Here is a 22296-nt window from a genome sequence, read left to right as displayed (position 1 = left end):
GTAGAAGGTTAATTTACCCAATCCACTAATTCAGTTTTTTCAACGTTTCTAATAGACTGATCACGGCTGAAATTGCCGCCTCAAGTTTTTCAGTCCGGTTATTAGAAGCTGTCTCCACAGTCTGGACAAACTCTTCTAGTACTTGGTTTAAGTTTGTCTGGGCTTGTTTGATGGTCGAAGCATCACCAGATGTAGAGGTATCTGATGTTGTTGGGGCTGTGGGCAAATTCACTTTTTCTATAGTTGGTCGCACAGAAGCACTATTAACATCACTGACAACTAACTTCACTGCTGGATCACCGATAATGGCATAACTGCGAGCGTCGTTATTTGCAGTCCACATAGTGGACAAAGCTATAGGATCGGCTGTTGCACCGTATTTAATATCTTCTAATTGCACACTTAAATCAGAAGATAACTCTGCATAGCGTTCATTGAAATATTCAACCGCAGATCCGACGGGATGACCTTCTAATAGGCGTTTGAGAGTACTTTCAAACACTGCCAACTGCCTACCGGTTTTCTCCCATACGAAGGAACAACCCCAAGCGCGTTCAACGTGACCAATTACAGCCAAAGCGCCACCGTTAGGATGACTCAATAGCCGTCGAGGTAAAGGTGCAATAAACGCATAGGGAGCAATTGCATCCCTTTGATTTTTATCTTTGCTGTGGGCAAATTCATCAAATTGGGGTGTACCAGCACTGTAACAGGCAAAATGAAAGGCTATTAACCCTAACAAACGAGCATCTGCTCCTACATCATCCGCCGAAAAGTAAAAGTCTTCTGGGATTGGCTTACCACGCCACTGTAGGGGGCCTGGCCAGTCTTGACACAGGAGTGCGCCTTGATGTCTTAATTGTCGTTTATCACCATTGGAAAAGCCCATACCGTGGCTACCAGTGAAGAGTAGGGCGGGTGTTTCTTCTCCTCCCAACAATTTTCCAAGTCTGGCTTTGGTGGCTTCCTGTGCCAATATGGTTTGCACAGTCCAATCTTTTTGGTCTTTGGCCATCCATTCTGCCAAAGGCTGAATCAAGTGTTTAGCACTGAGTTGAGTAGCTTGATCTGCATTGGTTTGGACTCCAAAAAAGCTGGCGCTACGAGGTAAAGAAAAACCTTCTGTTTCCGCTTGGACTACACTGCGAGCATATTGGGCATATTCTTCTACGGTGTCGAAGTAAATTCGACCTACTGCATACTGCACATCTATTTGGAACTGAAAGCGATAGGGAATGGTTTGCGGATCACCAACAATCAGCAAATAATAGGGCATTTTGTCTGGGTTGGCAGGCCCTGGTCCGACTCCATGACGGGATAAAAATTGGTTTTTGGACTCGCCGGGACGATAGCCTCTGGGTCCTGTGTATTCCTGATAGTAATTTTCTTGATTTTTTGTTGCTTGCTCTTTGCGATGGTTTAACAGTTCTTTGAGTGCATCTATGATGGCAGGATCGGCATTATAGGCAAAGATCACACCCCAACCGGTTTCGGCTAGGTTTTTGGGGTCTACTCCTTCTATCGGTGCAAAGTCAGGTTCTAGACCCTTGACGTGCATATCTTTTTTTCTGAGTTCGCTGATTTCTGTCGGATCAAACTCTTCACCTTGAGCAATTTTTGCTATTTGTTCTGGTGTTAGTGGCGGTAGTAAATAATCTCCTGAAGCGCCATCAATGCCATTGAAATACATTTCTTTAGTCATTTCTTCTAGATTCATTTCTGCTCCTTATTCTTGTGCTTCAATCATAAACATGAGGATCTTGCAACTCTAGACAGGGGTTAACTGACTAAGGCTGCTGACCAGACAGCATGGGCAACTTCTGATTTATCAATGGCGTTATGTGCGCCAGTAAACAGGTCTGGGTTAGGTACAGTAATATATTTGCTACTTTCTAGGTTGTAGATTTTACCTGGTTGAAAATCGTAAACTTCGGTTCTGCTCAACATATCCATGTTGGTGATATCTAATTCTTCGCCTTGGATGCCATAGACACCAATGCCCCCAACGCTGGGATATTTCGGGGTATTTACGTCAAAGTCTATATCTTGTCCTCCGATCATTCCCAGTTTTCCTGCCATTGGATAGGCGTTTTTGACGGCTGTATCTTCGCTGGATTGGGTGGTAATAATTGGACCTTTCACTTTGCGATCGCGCACAATTGGATAAAAATAACCTTGCAGATTATTTCTGAAGGGAACTTTGGCGCTATAAGACCACAGTGATACAGCTCCTTGTATTAATGCCAGAGAATCTATAGGCCGCACTAACTGGTTATTTTTGTTCGTACCGGCAATAATCGCAGAAACAACGATGGTTCCAAAACTATGCCCCATCAGATGAAACCGCACATTACTATCTGCCACTTGTTGCATTTTGGTCAATAAGTCAAACCCGCTCGTTTGTCCTATTTGACGTGCCAGGTCTTTCATCTTCCAGAAAGATAACAATCTAGGTACGTTCAAGAACTTATCCCACCCTTTGGCAATGCTATCACCAATCCCAAAGCTGATTTCCGAACTTTCTTCGACTTCGGTCAAACTCGCTTCATATACGCTGTCAGGGTCTATATTTAAAGGTTCGCTCTCTTCCCATTCACTATTTTCTTCACCTACATTGCTAGAAGATGCTTCGTGGATCAACACTTGATAGGCTGCCCTGACTTCAGGAGGCAACTGTTCTGGAGGTGTATCGTATTCAAAGCCGGCAGCAAAAATAACTCTTAATGCTTCTCTTGTCGCTTCGGTATCTGAAACTTGATGAGCATACTCTTCAATTAACTTATTTAATGAATCATCCTCTGTGTCATAAGCAGGTGGAGCATCTGGGTTTTCGTTACCCCAGGGTTTACTTGGCCAATGCAACCCAATGAGTAAGGGAAGGAAATTATGTCTTTTTTGTTTCAGTTTTTGAATATCATCTTTGGCAGCGGCCATAGCTGAAATCCAGTTTTGGTATTGTTTTTTCGCAGCCGGAACATCACCCTGCCATCCGTGACTCATCACAAATACATCTGTAATTGGCTCTTTACCTAAGACAGCTAAGAGCTTCTGACTCAGCAACTCCCCATCTTCAGAACGTTCTTTACCTTTTTCATCCATGCAAATGAGATAGTATTCTAAGGACGTTCCGGCTACTTTTTCAATTGGCATAAGTTAATCTTGTTACTCTTATAAGGGTTATATCTAAGTAATATTGCAGCCCACTAGTGTATTGTCAATATGCTGTTAATAAGAATATAGTGATTTTTTACCAACCCTAAGCCATAAATCTTGATGATTGCTTGAACGCATCGCGGCAGTCTCGACCTTCAACTTACCCTTCAGGTAGGGATTAGAGCCACGAGGTAGAGCATATAGAAACCTCTAGTTCAGGCAAAGCCAACTAGAGGTAGTTCATGAAAGCTGTCAGTGTATTGCAGGTAAACGAAGTACAGAATTTAGTGAAAAAGCCTTCACAAATAGGATTTTACTGCTGATCGCTATTGTAAAATTAGCACCTTTATCCCTGATATCCCCTGAGTTCGGTGTTAGGAGTTTCTCCTATGCCTACGGCACGGCTTCGCCGAACAAAGACGCTACGCGAACGGAGTTATGATTTTTAAGAGCGAGAGAATAAGGGTTTGAAACTCCTACTGGGGGCGAGTTTTCCACAAATTATCTTATGTCGAACTCAGGCAAATTGCTGATCGCTTACAGCCAGAATGGCTGCAACTAGACAGAAAACAGCAACTGGAAGAAAGCCTGATCTTTGCTATTACTTGTTATTACTATTATTTTCAATGCTTCACGTTTGCGCCAAGTTGCATAGTATTAAGTATAAAAGTAGCAATGCGATCGCAATTCCAGAAAGTATTCACACTGCTATTAAGCATTCCTCTGGCAGATTCTGAATAAGCACGTAATCAGCCTATAATTTTCTCCTAATATGTCGCATGATTGTATTAGGGTTTACGCACGAGTAACGCAATATCAAGCTGCGGAAAACGCAGAGAACACGGAGGAATAAGATTTTGGGAAAGTTTTTGCGTAAGTTCTATGGTGAACGTAGTGTCCCTTGATTTTAAGAGACCTTAAACAGGAACATCTTTATATCCATTGAATAAATGTGAGCAATTATGAGCTTTTTGGCTGTTGTTAAATAGCCATTGGAATATGAATAATACTGCCGCTAACTGGTTCATTAAAAAATTTACCAAAGTACCGCTAAGAACCTTGTTGATTGTGCCGTTTGTTGTGCAAACTGTGGGAGTGGTGACACTGGTAGGTTATTTGTCTTACCGCAGTGGACAGGAGGCTGTGGAGAAATTGGCAAATCAATTGATGACAGAAGTGAGCGATCGCATTGATCAACATCTAGATAGTTATTTGGGCAAAGCCCAGGAAATCAACCGCACCAATGTAGATGCCTTTGAGTCAGGAATCTTAGACTTGAATGATTTTAACGCTTTAGGCAAATATTTTTATCGTCAGGTGCGATCGTTCAATTTTACCTATGTCAACTTTGGCAGTAAAGAGGGAGGATTTATTGGTGCTGGTTATGGGCTGGGTAATAAGTTAGAAATTGGAGAAATTCCTATATCTGATCTTAGTTACAGTCGCAGCTACTCAGTAGATAATCAAGGTAATCGGCTCAAGTTAGTAGCTACTCTGAAAAACCCCCAGTATAATAATGCGGCTTGGTACTGGGATGCAGTCAAAGCTGGTAAGCCTGTCTGGAGTTCTATTTATACATGGGCAAATGTACCTGATCGTATTTGCATTTCCGGCAGCACTCCTGTCTATAACACTGAGAAAAAGCTGTTAGGTGTACTCGGTATTGATTTAGAACTCTCACAAATCAGTCGATTTCTGAAAACTCTGAATGAAGAGAGATCTGGTTATATTTTTATCATAGAGCCGTCAGGGCTAATTGTTGCCAGTTCAGAAAATGAATCCCCAGTTACCATCATCAATGGCAAAGCGACACGACTACAAGCCTTGAATAGCAGCGAACCTTTAATCCGTGACGTGACGCGAGATTTAATGCGAAGATTTGGCAGTTTGCAAGGCATTTCTCAACCTCAAATTCTCCGTCCGGCTCTAGAGCAAAAACCCTTTGTAAAAGTTAGACCCTACCGCGACTCCTATGGCTTAAATTGGCTCGTGGTGACAGTGATTTCCGAAACAGAATTTATGACAGAAATTCAGGCTAACGCCCGCAGAACTCTTCTGCTATGCGGCTTGGCACTGGTAATTGTTATTGTCATGGGTAGCCTCACCGCATACTGGATTTCTCAACCTATTTTGCGATTAAGTCGAGCTAGTCAAGCTATGGCCAAAGGAGAATGGCAAAATTCTTTATCTGAAGATATAGCCATAGCAGAACTGAAGGTTTTAGCAACATCATTTAACCAGATGTCTGCTCAAATTAAACAAGCATTTCAGGAATCAGAAAGTAAATTTTCGACTATTTTTCAGACTACTCCTAACCCGGTTTGGATTGTTACCTTAGCGGAAGGAATATGTGTGAATGTTAATGAAAGTTTCTGCCAGTTTTGGGAAAATACTCAAGAAAATATCATCGGTAAAACTTGTAATGAATTAGGCTTTTGGGTAAATCGGAAAGATTTGCACCACTTCAAACAAACTCTAATGAATGAAGGAAGCTTCCTCAATTTTCAAGCAGAGATTCGCACTTATTCAAATCAAATTAAGACTGTGCTGATTTCAGCCAGGGTGGAATCACTGAATGGGCAGGATTGCATCATTGGTGTAATGAAGGATGTCAGCGATCTCTACAAGGAGCTTCATTTACGCAAACAAGCCGAAGAAGCTTTACGGAAGAGTGAAGCTATGTTATTAGAAGCCCAACAGGTTGCCAATGTGGGCAACTGGGACTATGACATGACCACGGGTAAAATTACTTGGTCTAGTAATCTATTCCAGATTTTGGGACGTGACCGGACACTGGGCGAACCTAACTATTTAGAAAATCTGCGGCTTTACCATCCTGAAGATGCCGAACAGCTACACCAGGCAGTTAAAAGAGCTATCTTTACAGGAGAATCATATCAATTGGAATTGAGAATAGTTAACGCAAATGGCTCTTTGCGGTATACCGAAGGCAGAGGAAGGGCTGAACTCAATGCTAAGGGACAAGTTATTCGGCTATTTGGTACAACACAAGACATTACTGAGCGTAAACAAGCAGAAGATAAACTGCGGGAAAGCCAGCATTTTATTGAAAAAATTACAGATCTAACCCCAAATCTACTTTATATTTACGACCATATTGAGCAGTGTAATATTTACATGAATCGTTCTGTTGCGGAAACATTGGGCTATTCAGCCGCAACAATTCAGGAAATGGGAGCTAACTTGTTTCCCATTATCTGTCATCCAGACGATCTAAATCTCGTCTATCGGTCTATGCAACAGACTTATAGCCTGCAAGATCATGAGTTTGTGGAAATAGAGTATCGCGTTCAGGATGCTCAAGGTCAATGGCATTGGCTTTATAGTCGAGACATGGTGTTTTCTAGAACTGAAGATGGCAGGGTAAAGCAAACTTTAGGAACATCCCAAGATATTACTGCTCGCAAACAAGCTGAGTTGGAACTCAGGAAAAGTAGAGACTTGAGAGAAGCTATCTTTAACGAATCTACTGATGCCATTTTTTTAGTGGATTTTCCTAATCCGTTAATTATTGATTGCAATAGCCGCGCTGTGCAAATGTTTGAAGTTGCCAGTAAAGAAGAACTAATTGCTATTGAGGGGCAAACTTTGCAAAAGCAGCAATTTACTGATGATGAAAGAGCCATGATTATTGACGATGTGGCTAGGTTAGGTTTTTGGAGTCGAGAAATAGAATATGTGACTAAAAAAGGCAGGAATTTTTGGGGGAATCTGGCGGCAAAACGCATCAATATAGCAGGTAAAGTTATTGATTTGGTAAGAGTTACGGATATTAGTAAGCGCAAACAAGTAGAATTAGCTTTACTTGAAAGCGAAAAGAAATTAAAAGAGATTTCTGCATCTTCGCCAGGAGTGATTTATATTACGGTCAGGCGGTTGGACGGCTCTTGGTATTACGAATATATCAGTCATGCGTTTGAGGATATTCATGAATTGACTATTGAAGAAGTACTGGAAAATCCCCACCTTTGTTTTGAACAATTTCATCCTGATGATTACGATCGCTATCAACAAGCAATAACTCACAGTATGGAAACTATGTCTCCTTTTAACTATGAGTGGCGTATTATTACCCCTTCAGGAAAAATTAAGTGGATAAAAGCGAGTTCTAGACCAGAAAGACGAAAAAATGGAGAGATTGCTTGGTATGGTGTTGTTTTAGATGTGAGCGATCGCAAACAAGTAGAATTAGCCTTGCAACAAGCAGAATATAATCTTCGATTGGCAAATCAAGAACTGGAAAAACAGGCAAATATTGATGGGTTAACGCAAATTGCCAATCGTCGCTGTTTTGACTATCGCTTAGAGGCAGAATGGCTACGACTATACCGAGAACAGCAACCTATTTCTCTACTATTATTTGATGTTGATTATTTTAAACGCTATAACGATTTCTACGGTCATCAAATGGGGGATAAATGTCTGATTAAAATCGCTCAAGCGGTTCAACAGGTGGTGCGTAGTCCGACGGATTTAGTGGCTCGCTATGGTGGGGAAGAATTTGTGGTTATTTTACCTAATACTTACATTGAAGGTGCGATCGCCATCTCTCAACGCATTCATTCTGCAATTAAAGATTTAGCAATTCCTCACCAAGCTTCGGAAGTCAGCAATATAGTTACAATTAGCCAGGGCATTACTACTCAGATACCAACCTCTGATACATTATCAACCAACTTGGTCGAACAAGCAGATCAAGCACTCTACCGCGCCAAGCAAATGGGGCGTAATCAGTCTATAATTTTTTCTTTCTAAAGGAAAACTTTCCTTTACTAAACTTTTATTATGAATTTACCTTCTTTTCTCTGGTTATGGAAAATAGCCGCATGGTCTATGGGGCTGTCACTGTTAGCATATTTATTTTTAGCAATTACTGGTACTTGGATGTTTAGGTTGAGAAAAACAGGACAATCTCCTTTCGGCATACCAATGATAGATGGAAATATCAGTATCAGATTGTTACACTACGTCATCGGCATCACAATGGTTAGTTTAGTGCTGCTACTTCTAGCCGTTGGTATTGTTGGCACTTTAGGTCATTTTGGTTCTTTGGGACACTCATCACATTTAATCGCTGGATTAATAGTTGTAGGATTGGTGTTAATATCAGCTTTTAGTGCCACCCAAATTAGCACGAGACAGTCTTGGGCTAGACCTTTACATATTGGTTTAAATATCTTGTTATTTATAGGTTTCGCTTGGGTTTCTTTAACTGGTTGGACTGTAGTACAAAAATATTTACCATAGTTTGGGTAATTGCTAATTGGTTATAAATATTCTTTTTGTTTAGAATAAGAAAGAAAAAGCATGAAAATCGAGCCGTGACAGCAAACTTAACTGATACCTCAACTTCTGTTTTTCGTCTGTCTCCCTTGATTAGGATCACTCTGTTGAGTTTATATCTGGTACTCACAGTCCCCTTACCTTTTTTAGCTCAAGCCACAGATGCACCCACACCACCAGCATTATTGTGGTTAGGAATTATCATCGGTTTTGTAGGATTATATGCAGTCTTAACTGAAAGAGTGATAGTAGATGATCAGGAAATTCAAGTAACTTATCCCATTTGGGTGCCGCGCTTCTTTCGCAAAGGTTGGTCTTTACCTTGGTCAGATATTAAAAGTTTAAAACCCCGCACTACTGGTCAAGGGGGCATAATTTATTATTTTCTCAGCCAAGACGGAAAAGCTTATCTGCTCCCCATGCGTGTGGCTGGATTTGCCCGTTTAGTCAATATTGTCCAAACTAAAACAGGCATTGATACTACAGATGTTCGTCCTCTAGCACAACCTTGGATGTATCTCATTTTATTTGCCTGTACTTTGCTGCTGTTATTCGTAGATGTTTGGACTATCAATACAGCAATTCTTGGTAATTCGTAATTCGTAATTTTCTCCCCTGTTCCCTTTTCCCCTTGGATAATTTGACTGCAAAAACCGTACTCAGACTAGAGCAAGTTAATTTGTCTACGAGTCTCAAAAGTCAGACTCAGAGAAATTTACCTGGATATCCCATTTTACAGGATATTTCCTTTGAGGTCTTTTCAGGCGATCGCATTGCCATTGTCGGTACTGCTGGTGCTGGTAAAACTTCTTTATTACGTCTACTTAACCGTCTCACTGAACCCACCAGCGGTAAAATTTATCTTGAAAATCAGGAATATCGGCAAATTCCCATTATTCAGATCCGTCAACAGGTAACACTTGTACAGCAAGAAATTAAGTTGTTGGGGATGACAGTTAGGGAAGCCTTGGCTTATCCTTTAGTTTTGCGTGGTTTGTCTAAGCAGGAAATTCAGGAACGAGTCGGTTATTGGCAAGAACAACTGCAAATTCCTGAAGAATGGTTAGGACGCACTGAAGTACAACTTTCAGCCGGACAGAGACAATTAGTAGCGATCGCTCGTGCCTTAGTCATCCAACCCGAAATCTTACTACTAGACGAGCCTACCAGCGCCTTAGATACTGGCAAAGCTTCCCTTTTGATGAACATCCTCACCCAACTAACTCAAACCCCTACAACTTCAATTTTGATGGTAAATCACCAGCTTGACCTAGCCCAAGAATTTTGCACCCGTTTATTACATCTCCATCAAGGTCAACTGTTGGCAAACCAATCAACCTCTGAGCTAGATTGGGAGAAATTAAAAGCCCGTTTAATAGAAGCAGAAAATCAAGCATCTGAGGAGTGGTAATTTGGTAATTGGTAATTGGGTTATTAATCTCCCCATATCCCCATATTTTCCTTCCCAGTCCCCAGTACCCAATCCCCACTAAGATATTTGAGTCGCAAGTGTTGAACGTGGATTGCTGAATCTCTCTTTCGCTAACTTTGTTTGTGATTGCGGAACATTAGCATTCAAAGTTTCCATGTTAAATCGGTATCCCACATTGCGGATAGTTTGGATTAAGCTGGGTTGTCTCGGATCAAGTTCCACCTTTTTCCGCAGTGATAAAACGTGAGTATCAATGGTACGCGGATTATCAATCGCGTCAGGCCAAGCACGACGCAGTAATTCCGACCTACTCAAAGGTACTCCCCCAGCTTGCGCCAAAACATACAGCAAACTGAATTCTTGGGGTGTTAAGTCGATAAACTCCCCTTGAAAACGGACTCGGCGCTGCACCAAATCTATTTGCAAAGTGCCATAATCCAAGTAAGCTGGTGCAGTGGGTGTGCGGTTACGTCGAATCAACGCCTCAACCCTAGCCAAAAACTCTTGCATTCCAAAAGGTTTGCTCAAGTAATCATCTGCTCCTGCCTTTAAGCCGGCGACAATATCAGCTTCATTGTTTCGGGCAGATAGCATTAGAATTAGAGGCTGTTGCTGACGATTCAACCAACGGCAAAATTCAATACCGTCGCCATCTGGTAAATCCGCATCTAGAATGACTAGCGTCGGTTGATGGCTTAGAAACACTTCCCTTGCTTGATAAATGCTGGCGGCTTGATGTACTCGGTATTCCAGTTGTTGCAAGTGCCAACCAAGCAACGACCTCAGATGGGGATTCCCCTCAACGATTTCAATACAAACCGAACCCACAGTGGCAAGACCCCTTAGCGTCGATGACTCTCAAATTAACAATCTCAAGCCTAAGGTTTTGTAGCCTTTGTTACTTCAACTGATATAATCTTCACATTCATCTATACAAAACCTTGCAATAAATTTAATTTTCCCTTTATCCACCGCCGAATTAGCAATATTCTTAATTTTTATGTGAAACTTATCAAAGTTTTTTTGATGGTAAGTTTGGAAAACTATTTTTAGGCTAGGCAAAAGCTATCTGCAATGTCTATCAACATTAGGGTACAGATTACACTTTGTACTAATTATGAACTTTAATTACAAGCATAAATCAAGCTATTAACAGCCAAAACCATAAAAATAAGTTACCAACTAATCATATTTTAGCTTTTTTGGCATAGGATGGAATTAAGTTTTTAGCAAATGAGGGGTCAGACCCAACGTTAAAATCTTAACTTTGGGTTAATACTTAAGGAGGAAGTCATACTTCATTTTCGAGCGTGAATCATTTACAATTCTCATTCCCAAGAGATTAATACAGCAGTTATGCTCCAAGACACACAAACCATCCGCTATTACCAAAGACTTACCGACGCCTTCGTCGAGTTATGGAATCGCGGTTATCGTATGGATGATATGCGGATGTATTTGGATGGGTATCTAGCCGCACTAAGACAGGGTAACGCCATTGATGCCTACTTGATTCATCGCTTAGAGGAGGAAGCAAGCCGCTACCTGTACGATGCTTCAAACTTTGCCATGACTCAACCAGAGCCAGAACGACAACATGGATACTACTGAAAAATGGTAGATTGATCGGTAACAATCCTGTATTGCCGCAGATGATCATAGCATATTTTTTGTATTGGTCAACTGTATCCAGAGGTATGGAATTTTGTAAATACTGTAATTTATAAAGAACATCCCCTCAGTTTCATAACATAGAGGGGATTTTTGATGGGTTTCAGGTTGGGGACTAAGTGATCACATGAGATAATTGGTAAAAAGCTTTTGCATTACACAGATTAAATGGTGAAAATTCTAGACTCTACGTTGAGAGAAGGAGAACAAACTCCTGGAATTTATTTTTCTCCAGATGAAAAATTACTAATAGCCCAGTTTTTAGATCAGGTAGGAATTGATATTATAGAAGTAGGAAATCCAGTTGTAGATAGCGAAATTACGTTAGCCATAACTAAAATTGCTAAAGCTGGACTCAATGCCAAAATAGGCGCTCATTCACTTTGTCGCATAGATAATGTGCAGAAAGCAATAGACTGTGGTGTAGATTTTTTAGGTGTGTTTTTTAGTGTTTCACCACAAAGATTGTATCGTGACTATAACATCAGTTTAGAAAAAGCCATAGATAGAATTGTTAAAGTCGTAACTTATGCTAGAGAGCAAAAAAATGATTTATTAATTAGATATACACCGGAAGATACAGTGCGCTCACCTATAGAAAATGTGATTTCAGCAGCGAGTGAAGCAGTAAAAGCAGGAGCTAATATAATTAGCATAGCTGATACAACTGGATACACAAATCCATTTCATCCTCAACGAAATATTTATAATTATGTGAAAACTTTGAAAGAAGAGCTAGAAAAACGCGATTTACATCCACAAATAGCAGTACACTGTCATAATGATAAAGGTTTAGCATTGGCAAATGCACTAGATGCTTACAGAGCAGGTGCTGACATCATTGATGTTTCTGTTATGGGTTTAGGAGAAAGAGCAGGAATTGTTGATTTAGCGGAATTATTAATCAATTTGATAGATATGAATGACGAAGTAAATAGTTGGCAACTCAACTATTTAAAGGATTTATATGATTTTGTGAGTGAACATTCTCATATTTCAATTCCTCCTCATCAAGCAATAACAGGTAAAAATGCCTTTACCCATTATGCAGGCGTTCATGTTAAAGCTATAGCCAAAGATGAGCGTTTATATCAAAGTTTAAGTCCAGATATTCTGGGGATAAAAAGTAGCTTGGCATTAGGGATGCAATCGGGAATTACTGCTGTAGAACTAGCTATTAAGCAGATTGGTAGAGAAGACTTGGCTAAAAATAAAGATTTGGTGGCTAAAATTCTTCAAGAAATTAAAGTAATTTCTAAAAGAGGTACACCTATTGATATTGATAAAGAACTGCCAGAAATTATAGAACGCTGTACTATTAAGCCAATGATAACTTCAAGTTAATGATTGTAAATTTAATATTCTCATTAACAAAATTCGATAATAATGCAGTTAATTTGGTTAACTAGATGACATGATAGTAATTTCAAAACCCAAGGAAGAACAATCTCAAGAGACAGGAAAAGAAATAAAAAAATCTGGAAAATGGTGGGCAATAGTGGGTATTGGAATTGGTGTATTTATCTTTGCTTTAGATGTTTACATAATTAATCTAGCCCTACCCATTATGGTAGAGTCGCTCCATACTAGCTTTGCAACTATTCAATGGGTAGTTTTAAGTTATCTACTAGCGATCGCAATTTTTGTCCTCAGCGCCGCAAAATTAGGGGATATGTGGAGCAAAAAACAACTCTACATTATGGGATTAATCGTATTTACCTTCAGTTCCCTATTATGTGGAATTGCGCCAAACGTAGGCTTTTTAATAGCCTTTCGCGCCCTTCAAGGCATAGGTGCTGCTTTTATTTCAGGACTGGGAACAGCAATGATTGTAGAAGTGTTTCCACCTGAGGAGAGAGGACTGGCCTTAGGTATTAGAGCCGGAGTTTTCGGACTGGGAATTATGTTAGGGCCTACAGTCGGAGGAATACTAATTAATTTATGTGGTTGGCCGTTAATCTTTTTAATCAATGTGCCAATTGGGATGATCGCCTGTTTAATAGTAGCTTATCTTGTACCTCCTTCTGTTGTCGGTGGAATTAAACAAAGCTTTGATGTCATTGGCACATTAATTCTTACCCTAACTTTGACTAGTTTTACACTTGGCATCACCTTATTACAAAGTGAAGGATTTGGCTCTAATACAGCTTTTAATTTGCTGGTTTTATCTGTTATTAGTTTTACCTGCTTTTTATTGACAGAAGCCCGTTTAGCAGAACCAATGCTAGATTTGAATATTTTTCAATCTCTAGATTTTAGTCTTGGCTTAGGGCTGCGTTTTCTGGGTAATTTTGTGATGGCCGGAGTTATCTTTTTGCTACCTTTTTTTCTGAAATTAGTTAAGCAATATCCCACTGAGCAAGCAGGTTTACTGTTAGCAGTACCGCCGATTATTATTGTGTTGATAGCACCAATAGCGGGGATTATGTCAGACAATTATGGTTCCCGAATAATTAGCTTAATTGGATTAGTCTTCATGGCGATTGGGTGCTTGATCATCAGCACATTTGATACTGAATTAACTATAGTTAATTATATTGTTGGGATTATTCCCTATGGATTAGGGGTGGGAATGTTTCAATCTCCTAACAACAGCGCTATTATGGGGGCTGCACCACAAGAACAGTTAGGTATTGCTTCGGGTTTGTTATCCTTATCAAGAATATTGGGACAGACAGCAGGTGTACCACTAGTAGGGGCTGTCTTCTCTTTCGTGATTATTACCAATGCTAAACTGACATCAAATATAGATATTACTAATGCACCTATTGACTCATTAGTATTTGCTAACCAAATTACCTTTAGGGTTGTGGCTGCTCTTTTGTTGATTTCGACAATACTTGCAGTTTTGTTATGGTGGCTAGAAAAAAAGAATTGGATATTATCATACCCTAACCCACAAAAAAGCCCCTGAAAATGGAAATATTCCTAATTTTCAAGGGCAGTAAAACTGAATGAATTGAAAAAAATATTAGGAAGCTAAAGCAACTTCTACCATTTGCTGTAATTCACCTTTTTGATACATTTCAATCAAAATATCAGAACCGCCAATAAATTCACCATTAATATATACTTGGGGAATTGTTGGCCAGTTAGAATATTCTTTAATACCTTGACGAATATCTTGGTCTGAAAGAACATCAATTGTCTCAAAGGGAACACCTAATGTATTCAGAATCTGCACCACATTATTGGAAAAACCACATTGAGGCATTAACTTATTTCCCTTCATGAAAACCATAATCTTGTTTTCTTGTAACAAGTTATCAATTCTCTCTTTAAGTTCTGGGGTCATGGTTTTTGTTTCCTTTGTTGTTGCGGTTCACAAATCAAAAATCAATGGCATTTAGTCGTCAGCTATTAGCTGAATGATTAACTAAAATCAGTCTATTAGTAGTTAAGCCTGAGGAGTAGATGTCTTGAGAGCCAAGGCATGAATCGCTTCGGTTGACATAGCTTGCTGCAATGCACCATAAACTAACTGGTGTTGTTGCACCAGTCCCTTACCTGCAAACTGCGATGAAACTACTGTCACCTGATAGTGGTCTCCACCACCAGTCAAGTCCTGCACCTCAACCTGGGCATCTGGCAGTCCTGCCTTGATCATTGCCTCAACCTGCTGCGGAGTAATCATCGCCATTCCTGAAAAAACTTACTTCTCTATTATGAACAGATATGGAGCAAATGCCTGTACCAACTTGAATGTTGCCAAGATTGGGGATTGGGCAGAGGAAACGGAGCAGGGAGCAAGGGGGAAAACTTTCTCCTCTGCGCCCTGCCTCATGAAATTATTTTGTGCCTTGTCGGGGGTAAGCTGTATCAACAAAACCCAATTCAAACAACTGTTGATAAGCTTTTTTACCTAGTTCCCGTGTGGGGTTTTGACTCTTAATAATTTGAACTAACAAAGGTACTGCTAATTCTGGCTGATTTAAAGCCCGATGTACCAAGGCCAAACGATAGGTGGCATCATCTCGAAGTTGGGCGCTTTCTAAGGCTCTCTTGCGCTGGGAATCGGATACTCTAATATCTATGCCCGAAAAGCTGGAGTTGAGATCCTGATAAAAATTAGATAGCTGATTAAAAACTTGACGTGCTTCCTGGAGTTTCTTCGCGGCAACGTCATATCTTTGAGCAGAAACGGCATCATCTGACTCTTTGAGAAGTCGCTGGCCTCCTTCTATACTCAACACGCTGTTACTTTGACTGGTAGGACGGAGGGTGTTAGATTCGTTAGCATCAATAGGTTGTGCTTGATTATTGGAGCCGGGTAACTGTATTACCTGAGCTTGAACAGGTGATAGTAGACTCAGGAAGGCGATGAATGATAAAGAAGTGAAGGGAAGTAAGAAAGCAGCAGCAAGGTTCATGGGATTAATTTAGTACAACAAGTCTATAAAAAATTTATGGAAACTTCGGGTATCTTAACTCTGATTGTGTCTCAGATACAGGAAAACTATAGAACAAGTTTCTCTGATTTAGACTAGAAATTGGTTGAAGAGAGTTCCCTGCCCCCTGTATATTCACGAAAATATTCTTTATGAGCGATACCTACGGTAGGCTACCCCAAAGCATCAGTTCTTCTGATTCTCAACCCACAGGTGTACCCGCCAGCAGTCTGGGTGTGGTTTTACAACGCGGTGGTGAAGAGTTAATTTTAGAAAAAGTTCTATATCGCTTCACCGTTCGTCCAACTGCGGACTTTCTGCCTGAGCAATTATCTCAGTTTTCTTGGGGTGTTTGGCGGCACTCTATTCCTAGAGCAAAACTGGAATTATTCGCTGTTGAACCCGGTCAGCTAGAGGTGGCCATGTCTCAAGCACGGGCTGACGAAAATGTTGCTTTTGCTAGTCATGTTTATAAATTTAAAGATAATCCAGGCACTTACGTTTATCTAAGTGACCAAATTACAATTCAATTTGCTACTTGGGTAGACTTTGCTAAGATTAATAATATAGCTAATACTTTCAGTTTAATTGAATATCAACAAGTATTAGGAATACCTAACACGTTTGTATTTCTCATTAGCAAACAAGCAACAGAAAATCCGATCAAGATTACTAACCAGTTGCAAGCATTCCCAGAAGTTTTAGCAGCGGAACCGAATATTTTTATCCAGCAGGAACCAAATTATAAACCCAATGATTCTCTCTATTCCCAACAGTGGTATCTCAACCACAATAGTGGTAATCAGTTGGGTGTGGGTTCTCATATTTCTGTGGAACAAGCTTGGGATATTACTCGTGGTGTGCGTTCTGTAGTTGTGGCGGTGGTGGATGATTCTTTTGATTTGAATCACCCAGATTTTCAAGGTATGGGTAAAGTTGTTGCTCCTAAAGATTTGAAAGAAAATGATTTTATACCTTTACCGGATGAGAAGGAAACTAGTCACGGTACTGCTTGCGCGGGACTGGCTGTGGCTGAAGAAAATGGTACGGGAATTGTGGGGGTTGCTCCTGGTTGTGCATTAATGCCAATTCGCACGACTGGGTTTTTGGATGATGAATCAATTGAGGATATATTTAATTGGGCGATTGATCAGGGTGCGAGTGTAATTTCTTGTAGCTGGGGTGCTTCTGCTGTTTATTTCCCTTTGTCTTTGCGCCAAAAGGCGGCTATCACACGCGCTGCGACTAAGGGACGTAATGGTAAAGGATGTGTAATTATATTTGCGGCAGGTAATGCTAATCGCCCAATTAGTGGGACTGTAAATGAGCAGAATTGGCCGAAAAATATATTAGCGGGTAAGACGAATTGGTTGAGTGGTTTTGCTATTCATCCAGATGTAATTGCTGTGTCGGCTTCTACGAGTTTGAATAAGAAAGCTGCTTATAGTAATTGGGGTGCTAATATTTCTGTGTGTGCGCCTAGTAATAATGCGCCACCGGGGATGTGGTTTCAGGAAACTGGTTTTGTCTATACACAACCGACAATTACTTCTTCTCTTTCGGGGTTAGGAATTTTCACAACTGACCAGTTGGGAAGTGCTGGCTATAATCAAGGTAATTTTACCAATAATTTTGGTGGTACTTCTAGTGCGACTCCGGTAGTGGCTGGGGTGGCGGCGTTGATTTTGTCAGCTAATGCTGATTTGACGGCTCAACAAGTCCACCGCATTTTACAAGAAACTACTGATAAGATTGTTGATCCTGAGGCTGACCCGCAATTGGGTTTGCGTGGGGGAACTTATGATAGTAATGGTCATTGCCTATGGTTTGGTTATGGTAAGGTGAATGCGGCTAAGGCTGTACGGGTGGCACAGCAGTTGCGTACAGTGGTATTAAGTCCTAGTAAAGAAGTCCGAGTTGAGAATAAAAGCCAAGTTTGGATTCCTGATTATGACACAAAGGGAATTAGAAGTGCGATAGCTGTGCTTGCCGAAGGCATCGCTCTTAATGAAAATGTCACTGTTGCAGATATTCAGGTGAAGGTGAATATCACCCATGATTTTTTAGGGGATTTAGAAGTTTATTTAATTGCACCCAATAATCAGCAAGTTTTGTTGCAAAGTCGGACTCTGGGCAGACAGACTCTGTTGAATAGGACTTATGTTGTGCGATCGCATCCCGTTCTTAAACAATTGTTATCCCTCCCAGCTAAGGGAAATTGGCAATTACAAGTTATTGATTATTCGCCTCAAGATGTGGGTAAACTCAATAGTTGGGAATTAGTGATCGGATATCACCTGAGTTCGACATAAGATAATTTGTGGAAAACTCGCCCCCAGTAGGAGTTTCAAACCTTTATTCTCTCGCTCTTAAAAATCATAACTCCGTTCGCGTAGCGTCTCCTAAGGAGAAACACCGAACTCACGTTAACTTACTCAAGCTGAAAAAGCTATCTGATTTTAGTGGGAATTTGAATTATAAACTGCGTTCCCTTGCCTTCAGTAGAAAAGCACTCTAGCAAGCCATTATGTTTTTCTGTGATAATTTGATAGCTAATCGAAAGTCCTAGTCCAGTTCCTTTACCCACAGATTTAGTTGTGTAGAAAGGGTCAAAGATACGGTTTTTGAGTGATTCGGGTATTCCCATTCCATTATCAGCAATGATAATTTTGATTTGATTTTGACTAGTGATTTCTGTAGAAATTGTAATGCAATTGGGTTCATTGACAACTTGTTGATGATGACAATTACTATTTTTTTGTTCTATAGCATCAATAGCATTACTAATAATATTCATAAACACCTGATTCAATTGCCCAGCATAGCATTCTACCAAAGGTAAATTACCATAATTTTTAATCAGTTGAATTTTTGCACGTTCCGAGGTGGCTTTCATGCGGTTATGTAGAATAGTAATGGTACTATCAATTCCTTCATGCAGATTTACATTTTTAACTTCGGATTCATCTAAGCGTGAGAAATTACGTAGAGAAAGAACAATTTCCCGAATCCGTTTAGTACCTATGAGCATAGATTGGAGAACTTTTGCAATATCTCCAGTCAGAAATTCTAGATCAATTGCTGCGATTTCTTGCTGAATTTCTAGTGATGGTTCGGGATAGTTTTGCTGATATAGATTTATCAGACGTAATAAATCTTGGGTATATTCCTCAATATGACTGAGATTACCGTGAATAAAGTTAACGGGATTATTAATTTCGTGAGCTACACCTGCTACCATTTGCCCCAAACTCGACATTTTTTCACTCTGAATCATTTGCAGTTGGGTTTGTTGCAGTTCTATTAAAGCTTGCTCTAGTTGATTTGTCTTCTGTTTTAATGCTGCATCAGCTTGTTTACGGTCAGTTATATCCCGCGAGATACCTACAGTTTGAGTTACAGACCCTTCGGTATCAAAAATGGCATTTTTGATGGTGCTGAAAGTATGAACTAATCCATCATAGCGAGTGATTTTTTCTTCTATGATGAGGGTTTCGCCTGTATTGAAAACATAGGCATCATCTTTAATATATTGCTGTGTGTAATCGGGATTATTAAATGGAGCATCTATAATTGTCTGGAGTTGTGCCAGGGTCATGCCGTAGTAATCACGAAAAGCTTTGTTAGCATAAACAATGCGTGATTCTGCACCTTTACAAAGGACAAAATCTGGTATGGAATCGAGGATTTGTTGATAGAGATTTTTGGTTTCTAGTAATTCTTTTTCTGCGTGCTTACGGTCTGTTATTTCCAGGCTAGTGCCAATAATCCGATAAATTTCACCTTGGGCATTTTTCAAGGGAGAGAGTGTTGTCAAAAACCATTGTATTTCTTGGCCAAAGTGGACTGATTCTTCGTAGGAGATGGAAGTTCCTGCTTTGATACACCGCCGATAGTTCTGTTCAAAGCCGATACTGGCGACTTTTCCGAATGCTTCAACTAGAGTTTTTCCTTGGATTTGTTCAGTGGTCAGACCGATTATTTGTTCAATTAATGGATTGAAAGCAAAGAGGCGAAATTCACCTGTTTCTGTGACATCTACTACAAAAATGCCCAGTTCTACTGTTGCGTAAATGGTTTGCAGAAAGTCTTCTCGTTGACGCAACTTTTCTTCTACCTGTTTGCGTTCTGTGACGTTCCGGCAAACAACGACACCTCCTTTGATTTCGCCATTGTCATCTTTGATGGGTCTGCCACTAATATTTGTCCAGATTCCCTCTGGTGCTTGCGGGTGTCGGCTAAATACTTCAACATTATCAAAAATTTCGCCTTTTAAGCTGCGTACTAGGGGAATTTCTGCTGTTGGAAAGGGGGTAATTTGATCTGGGAGAAAGAGTCCATAATGCTGTGACCATTCCTCTGGTTGGATATCTGTAGCACCGCTACCATACATTTTTACAGCAGCTGAGTTAAAGAGAAATTTTCCGTTTGTATCGGTGACGACCACTGCATCACTCATACTATTGAGAATGAGTTGTAGGAGATTGGTTTTTTCTGGGAGTTCTGTTTCAATAAGTTGATCGCTTTTTTGATCTGTGTCTTGATATTGGCTGGCTGGGCTGTGATTTGACTCAGAGTTTCGTAAATGTGCCAACTCCTGTTCTAATTGAGCGACCCGTTGCTGTAAGGTGCTTATTTCTTGCTTGAGGGCATTGACTTCATTTGTGGGTATTTCAGGCGTTTGGGAAAACTGAGTCATAAGCTGTTGTGTATTTAATTTGTATAAGTCTGGGCATCTTGCCATTGGTGTCAAGTTAAGGCATCAGCCCAAATGTCAAGAGAGCGAGCAGCCGTTCGTCGGTGACGTTGACGGACGGCCTTGACTAAACCCATAGAACGATGATGTTCGACAAGCCAAGGAATAAGTTGCAAATCAGGAGCGAGTAAAAGTGCGCGGTGGAAAAAATATAAACTGCGAAAAACCATTTCCACAGAAATGCGTTCTAAAGGTTGTTGTAAAGCAATAGCGACATCAGCACACAAGTCATTGAGGACAGCGTAGAAAATCCAGGTAGCATATATTTGCATCTGTACACCATTAGTGCCACCAACCCACAAATAGGACAAGCCCAATAAACGCTTAGTCAATAAAAATGCGTCCTCAATTCGCCAACGTCGGCGGTATAAATCACAAACCTCCTGTGGTGAAAGCTGTTGTGGGTCAAGAACATTAGTCAAATAATGATACCAAGTCTTACCCCATAATACGGATACTTGGCGCATGGGATAGCGACATGGGTTGGTATGATGCAATCCCATTTGAATAATTTCATCCCTGTAGTGAGAGCCGCTAGAAAGTACACGCACTACCTTATATCTAACCTTTTCCTTTTGGCGCGTGAGAACATACTTGCCGGCAGCAGTTAGAGAATCAAACCACTCAAAACCATAAAATCCCATGTCTACTATGAGTAAACCACCATCAGGTAAAAGTTCTAACAATGCTTGCCACCAACGAGTCTCATTCCGCTTGGCATCAGCATCATACCAAACTGCTACAGGAATATGAGTGAAAGCTTCTACTACCATCAGCATTTTTCCTGCCAACACTGAACCTGTTTTTTCTTGCAATTGTCCGAAGTGCTTTTTCATGGCTTCGAGTGTTGAGGCATCACAAATCCAAATGGCGGAAAATCTCTGCGCCACTGATGCCCAGGCTGGAGCTAATTCTTTTGCATTCCTTTTTGCTGCTAGACGTTCTACTACTTGCTCAAACATCTTGGCAAATAGATGCGCCGGTAAACTGTTGAGTCTTTGGGACAGAGCTTGCTTGCTGACTTTTGTTGCCTCTACCCACATTAATCCTTCTACTTCTAGGCAGCGCAATACATCTGTTAAGTGTTGTACTTGTCGATATACTAGACTCAGTATTATTGCTGCCATTACTGGTAGGGTTAATACTCTTGAGCGCAAGCTTCGCTCTTTGTCTTTTACCCCTTTGAGGTTGGCAAATGTCCCTGGACTTAATAGCCCAATCAACCGTGATTCTATTTCTTCACTAGCTGGAGCAGGTACGCTAACTTGATGGCGAAAGTCTGGATTCCCTTGTTTTTTCCTTGGTTTACTCATGGCTCTTTTCAACACCCCTGTGTTGACTTTTACCATTTATTTCCCACTCTTGACACAAATCCATTTTTCTTAACTTGACACCAATGGCAAGATGCCCACCCCACAGGATTTAAGCATTTTAGGATTATCTAATTTAGATGCGTAACAGCTTATTAGATTTAATAGCATTTGCCCTTATTAAAGTATTATTACTCGTACTGCCATCGTTACTATTCTGTCCAGTATACATCCTGCTTCATAGGATAAACAACGAACTGACAAAAACCCTCCGAGCATCTA

Annotated in this window: 16 protein-coding genes; 8 read left to right on the top strand and 8 right to left on the bottom strand. The window is 40.4% G+C overall.

Features of this window, described 5'->3' with window-relative positions; all coding sequences use genetic code 11:
* Nucleotides 1–25: 25 nt before the first annotated feature.
* Together AC012T_RS16375 and AC012T_RS16370 are read right to left on the bottom strand one after the other, a co-directional pair.
* Nucleotides 26–1717, bottom strand: a complete 1692-nt coding sequence (locus AC012T_RS16375; protein ID WP_487059842.1) for a hypothetical protein — start codon at nucleotides 1715–1717, stop codon at nucleotides 26–28.
* A gap of 62 nt (nucleotides 1718–1779) precedes the next feature.
* A complete protein-coding gene (locus AC012T_RS16370; protein ID WP_487059841.1) occupies nucleotides 1780–3150 on the bottom strand; it encodes a hypothetical protein in 1371 nt (456 codons plus the stop codon).
* A gap of 1002 nt (nucleotides 3151–4152) precedes the next feature.
* Here AC012T_RS16370 and AC012T_RS16365 point away from each other — a divergent pair.
* The 4 genes from AC012T_RS16365 to AC012T_RS16350 all read left to right on the top strand — a co-directional run bounded on the left by AC012T_RS16365 (nucleotide 4153) and on the right by AC012T_RS16350 (nucleotide 9868).
* Complete coding sequence (locus AC012T_RS16365) at nucleotides 4153–7929, top strand: diguanylate cyclase domain-containing protein (protein ID WP_487059840.1); 3777 nt, start codon at nucleotides 4153–4155, stop codon at nucleotides 7927–7929.
* A gap of 30 nt (nucleotides 7930–7959) precedes the next feature.
* Entirely contained in the window at nucleotides 7960–8421 is a 462-nt protein-coding gene (locus tag AC012T_RS16360) for a DUF4079 domain-containing protein (RefSeq protein WP_487059839.1), read from the top strand.
* 74 nt (nucleotides 8422–8495) lie between these two features.
* Nucleotides 8496–9056 (top strand): hypothetical protein, encoded by a 561-nt coding sequence (locus AC012T_RS16355; protein ID WP_487059838.1) that lies wholly within the window; start codon nucleotides 8496–8498, stop codon nucleotides 9054–9056.
* 32 nt (nucleotides 9057–9088) lie between these two features.
* The gene (locus tag AC012T_RS16350) at nucleotides 9089–9868 is read left to right on the top strand and encodes an ABC transporter ATP-binding protein (RefSeq protein WP_487059837.1); all 780 of its coding nucleotides are present in this window, start codon (nucleotides 9089–9091) and stop codon (nucleotides 9866–9868) included.
* Between the two features lie 78 nt (nucleotides 9869–9946).
* On the opposite strand, the gene AC012T_RS16345 is transcribed toward AC012T_RS16350, so the two are convergent.
* Entirely contained in the window at nucleotides 9947–10717 is a 771-nt protein-coding gene (locus AC012T_RS16345) for a response regulator transcription factor (RefSeq protein WP_323311900.1), read from the bottom strand.
* Between the two features lie 528 nt (nucleotides 10718–11245).
* On the opposite strand from AC012T_RS16345, the gene AC012T_RS16340 reads away from it, so the two are divergent.
* The 3 genes from AC012T_RS16340 to AC012T_RS16330 all read left to right on the top strand — a co-directional run bounded on the left by AC012T_RS16340 (nucleotide 11246) and on the right by AC012T_RS16330 (nucleotide 14474).
* On the top strand, nucleotides 11246–11500 hold the full coding sequence (locus AC012T_RS16340) for a DUF6761 family protein (protein ID WP_015214551.1): 255 nt from the start codon (nucleotides 11246–11248) through the stop codon (nucleotides 11498–11500).
* Nucleotides 11501–11728: 228 nt separating this feature from the next.
* On the top strand, nucleotides 11729–12904 hold the full coding sequence (locus AC012T_RS16335) for a LeuA family protein (protein ID WP_487059836.1): 1176 nt from the start codon (nucleotides 11729–11731) through the stop codon (nucleotides 12902–12904).
* Nucleotides 12905–12974: 70 nt separating this feature from the next.
* Nucleotides 12975–14474, top strand: coding sequence for an MFS transporter (locus tag AC012T_RS16330; protein ID WP_487059835.1), 1500 nt, complete (start codon nucleotides 12975–12977; stop codon nucleotides 14472–14474).
* 57 nt (nucleotides 14475–14531) lie between these two features.
* On the opposite strand, the gene grxD is transcribed toward AC012T_RS16330, so the two are convergent.
* The 3 genes from grxD to AC012T_RS16315 form a co-directional block, all read right to left on the bottom strand.
* A complete protein-coding gene (gene grxD / locus AC012T_RS16325) occupies nucleotides 14532–14855 on the bottom strand; it encodes a Grx4 family monothiol glutaredoxin (RefSeq protein WP_438891163.1) in 324 nt (107 codons plus the stop codon).
* Between the two features lie 102 nt (nucleotides 14856–14957).
* On the bottom strand, nucleotides 14958–15194 hold the full coding sequence (locus AC012T_RS16320; RefSeq protein WP_015214547.1) for a BolA family protein: 237 nt from the start codon (nucleotides 15192–15194) through the stop codon (nucleotides 14958–14960).
* A gap of 154 nt (nucleotides 15195–15348) precedes the next feature.
* A complete protein-coding gene (locus AC012T_RS16315; protein ID WP_487059834.1) occupies nucleotides 15349–15930 on the bottom strand; it encodes a hypothetical protein in 582 nt (193 codons plus the stop codon).
* 170 nt (nucleotides 15931–16100) lie between these two features.
* Between AC012T_RS16315 and AC012T_RS16310 the strand changes: the two genes are divergently transcribed.
* Nucleotides 16101–18260 (top strand): S8 family serine peptidase, encoded by a 2160-nt coding sequence (locus AC012T_RS16310; protein WP_487059833.1) that lies wholly within the window; start codon nucleotides 16101–16103, stop codon nucleotides 18258–18260.
* Nucleotides 18261–18397: 137 nt separating this feature from the next.
* Here the strand turns inward: AC012T_RS16310 and AC012T_RS16305 are convergent, their stop codons facing one another.
* Together AC012T_RS16305 and AC012T_RS16300 are read right to left on the bottom strand one after the other, a co-directional pair.
* A complete protein-coding gene (locus AC012T_RS16305) occupies nucleotides 18398–20647 on the bottom strand; it encodes a PAS domain-containing protein (protein ID WP_487059832.1) in 2250 nt (749 codons plus the stop codon).
* 50 nt (nucleotides 20648–20697) lie between these two features.
* On the bottom strand, nucleotides 20698–22017 hold the full coding sequence (locus AC012T_RS16300) for an IS4 family transposase (RefSeq protein ID WP_487066390.1): 1320 nt from the start codon (nucleotides 22015–22017) through the stop codon (nucleotides 20698–20700).
* Nucleotides 22018–22296: the final 279 nt, after the last annotated feature.

The organism is Anabaena sp. EIM26 (genome assembly GCF_057568715.1).
The sequence above is the reverse complement of the archived record's forward strand: the minus strand, read 5'-3'. Positions and strand labels throughout refer to the sequence as shown.

Excerpts from the sequence above, each read along its gene's own strand:
- AC012T_RS16375 (WP_487059842.1), bottom strand. The coding sequence starts at position 1,717 with ATGAATCTAGAAGAAATGACTAAAGAAATGTATTTCAATGGCATTGAT.
- AC012T_RS16370 (WP_487059841.1), bottom strand. The coding sequence starts at position 3,150 with ATGCCAATTGAAAAAGTAGCCGGAACGTCCTTAGAATACTATCTCATT.
- AC012T_RS16365 (WP_487059840.1), top strand. The coding sequence starts at position 4,153 with ATGAATAATACTGCCGCTAACTGGTTCATTAAAAAATTTACCAAAGTA.
- AC012T_RS16360 (WP_487059839.1), top strand. The coding sequence starts at position 7,960 with ATGAATTTACCTTCTTTTCTCTGGTTATGGAAAATAGCCGCATGGTCT.
- AC012T_RS16340 (WP_015214551.1), top strand. The coding sequence starts at position 11,246 with ATGCTCCAAGACACACAAACCATCCGCTATTACCAAAGACTTACCGAC.
- AC012T_RS16335 (WP_487059836.1), top strand. The coding sequence starts at position 11,729 with ATGGTGAAAATTCTAGACTCTACGTTGAGAGAAGGAGAACAAACTCCT.
- AC012T_RS16330 (WP_487059835.1), top strand. The coding sequence starts at position 12,975 with ATGATAGTAATTTCAAAACCCAAGGAAGAACAATCTCAAGAGACAGGA.
- grxD (WP_438891163.1), bottom strand. The coding sequence starts at position 14,855 with ATGACCCCAGAACTTAAAGAGAGAATTGATAACTTGTTACAAGAAAAC.
- AC012T_RS16320 (WP_015214547.1), bottom strand. The coding sequence starts at position 15,194 with ATGATTACTCCGCAGCAGGTTGAGGCAATGATCAAGGCAGGACTGCCA.
- AC012T_RS16315 (WP_487059834.1), bottom strand. The coding sequence starts at position 15,930 with ATGAACCTTGCTGCTGCTTTCTTACTTCCCTTCACTTCTTTATCATTC.
- AC012T_RS16310 (WP_487059833.1), top strand. The coding sequence starts at position 16,101 with ATGAGCGATACCTACGGTAGGCTACCCCAAAGCATCAGTTCTTCTGAT.
- AC012T_RS16305 (WP_487059832.1), bottom strand. The coding sequence starts at position 20,647 with ATGACTCAGTTTTCCCAAACGCCTGAAATACCCACAAATGAAGTCAAT.
- AC012T_RS16300 (WP_487066390.1), bottom strand. The coding sequence starts at position 22,017 with ATGAGTAAACCAAGGAAAAAACAAGGGAATCCAGACTTTCGCCATCAA.